The organism is Mesorhizobium waimense, assembly GCF_003601975.1.
In the GTDB taxonomy this organism is placed as follows: domain Bacteria; phylum Pseudomonadota; class Alphaproteobacteria; order Rhizobiales; family Rhizobiaceae; genus Mesorhizobium; species Mesorhizobium waimense.
Window position 1 is genome coordinate 1 of sequence record NZ_QZWZ01000137.1, and the last position, 2,419, is coordinate 2,419.

The 2,419-nt window shown below is 62.3% G+C and carries 2 protein-coding genes and 1 pseudogene; all 3 read left to right on the forward strand.

The annotated features are described in order from the left end of the window. Window positions 1-77: 77 nt before the first annotated feature. Window positions 78-464 (forward strand): transposase, encoded by a 387-nt coding sequence (locus D3227_RS40135; protein ID WP_120019440.1) that lies wholly within the window; start codon window positions 78-80, stop codon window positions 462-464. Beyond that, window positions 461-805 (forward strand): IS66 family insertion sequence element accessory protein TnpB, encoded by a 345-nt coding sequence (gene tnpB, locus D3227_RS40140; protein ID WP_095088723.1) that lies wholly within the window; start codon window positions 461-463, stop codon window positions 803-805. Before D3227_RS40135 ends, tnpB begins: the two co-directional genes overlap by 4 nt. Window positions 806-881: 76 nt before the next feature. After that, window positions 882-2,419 (forward strand): annotated as a pseudogene (gene tnpC, locus D3227_RS40145) (IS66 family transposase); the annotation flags it as partial.

Genomic DNA, 2,419 nt, shown 5'->3' on the forward strand with positions numbered 1-2,419 from the left:
GTAAGCGCGTAGGCATCCCCACGTAGCGTGCAGGCGGTTGATCGCTCATTTTCAGCATGAATCATGCGGAGAATCCTGTGAGCGACAGTATGAGCCATCATCGAACATTCGAGATTTTGACGGCGGAGCCTGTGCCGTCCCGACGCAAGCCGCGCCATCGGTCGGACGAAGAGAAGGCACGGCTTGTCGCCGAAGCGTTCTCGCCAGGGGGCAGTGTGTCGGCGGTTGCGCGTTCCGAGGGGCTGGATCCCTCGCAGCTCTATGCGTGGCGCCGCAAGGCGCTTTCGTCGGGCATGGTTGCGCCACTGACGGAGGCAGCGAGCAAGCCGGCGAAGTTCACGCGCTTTGAAGCGGTGGGCAGCGACACGGTGGAAATCGTCATTGGCGATGCCGTGGTGCGCGCCGGCGGCGATGTTGATCCCGATCGCCTGGCGAGGATCATCCGCGCGGTTCGCAAGGCATGATCGCTTCCGGTGTGGTGGTTTACGTGTCGTGCCAGCCGGTCGACTTCCGCAAGGGCGCGGCATCTTTGATGGCGCTGGTCAGGGACGGCGGCCTGGACCCGTTCTCGGGGGCGCTTCACGTATTCCGTTCGAAGCGTGCGGACCGGGTTCGCATCGTGTGGTGGGACGGCAGCGGGGTTTGCCTTTATTCGAAAACGTTGGAAGAGCACAGCTTCTGCTGGTCTGCGATATCGGCCGCGCGCATGCGTCTCGACCACGCCCAGTTGATGGCGCTTCTGGCCGGGCTAGACTGGAAAAAGATGCGTCCGGCCAGGGTCAGGCGGCCGTTATCGACGGGCTGAAACCGGCCTGCGGCAAGATGAATCATGGGGCTGTAACGGTTGAGAAAGCGGCTGTTTTTGTGCTCTGTTGCTTGCCATGGTTCTACCGGATCTTGCCCTTCCCGACGACGTTGATGCGCTGAAGGCGATGATCCTTTCCATGGCTCGCGAGCAGGCTGCAAGCGAGGCCCGGATCGCAGTCGCCGAAGCTCGGATCGCAGCATCTGAGGCGGAGGTCGCCCGGCTGAAAGCCGTCGAGAAAAGCGCCAACGAGCGTATTGCCAACCTCACGTCGATCCTGAAAGTTTTGCAGCGCACGCAACATGGCACGCGTTCCGAGCGGCTACGCCTGGCCATCGACGACGAGCAGGCCTCCTTTGTCTTCGAGGAGGTCGAGACCGGCCTTTCGGCGATCCGGAGCGAACTTGCTCACGCGGCCGGGGACAAGCCGAAGCGTGCCCCGCGCCCGCGCAAGGGTTTTGCCGCCCACCTCGAACGCATCGAGGACGTTATCGAGCCGGAAATCCCGGCCGACTGCGAGGAGTTGGAAAAGGTTCTGATCGGCGAGGATCGATCCGAGCGGCTGGACGTCGTGCCGCCGAAGTTCCGGGTCATCGTGACGCGCCGTCCCAAATACGCTTTCCGGGGCCGTGACGGCGTGGTCCAGGCTCTGGCGCCGGCGCACATCGTTGAAAGCGGCCTGCCGACGGAGCGGTTGCTCGCCTATATCGCTGTCTCGAAATACGCCGACGGCCTTCCGCTTTACCGGCAGGAGGCAATCTATCTGCGCGACGGTGTCGAGATCAGCCGGTCGCTGATGGCGCAGTGGATGGGACATCTGGGCTTTGAATTGCAGATGCTCGCCGATTATATCCTGGAGCGTGTGAAGGAGGGCGAAAGGGTCTTCGCCGACGAGACGACCTTGCCCACCCTTGCCCCTGGGTCCGGGAAAACCACGAAAGCCTGGTTGTGGGCCTACGCGCGTGATGATCGACCGTTCGGCGGGACCAGCCCACCGATGGTTGCTTATCGCTTTGAAGATAGCAGGGGCGCCGATTGCGTGGCGCGTCACCTCGCTGGATTCGGGGGCATCCTGCAAGTGGATGGCTACTCGGCCTACTAACCTGGTCAAGGCACGGGCCAAAGCCGGCGGCAATGAAACAATCCGGCTCGCAGGGTGCTGGGCGCATCTGCGGCGCAAGTTTTACGATCTGCACATCAGCGGGATCTCACCGGCCGCGACGGCAACGATCACCGCCATGACCGAATTGTGGAAGGTCGAGGACGAGGTTCGCGGCAAGGATGCTGGGAGCCGCGCCGCGCTGCGTCAGGAAAAGTCCGCGGCCATTGTCGCGAGCCTCTTCGACCTGTGGGAAAAAGAACTGCACAAGGTCTCCGGAAAATCCAAGACTGCCGAGGCGATCCGCTACGCGCTCACCCGGCGGGAGGCGCTGGAACGCTTTCTGATGGACGGTCGTATCGAGATCGACTCCAATATCGTCGAGCGTGCAATCAGGCCCCAGACAATTACGAGAAAAAATAGTCTCTTCGCTGGAAGCGAGGGCGGTGGACGCACTTGGGCGACCGTCGCGACACTTCTGCAAACCTGTAAAATGAATGGCGTCGACCCACTCG

Coding starts and splice junctions, on each gene's coding strand:
- tnpB (WP_095088723.1), top strand. CDS start 461: ATGATCGCTTCCGGTGTGGTGGTTTACGTGTCGTGCCAGCCGGTCGAC.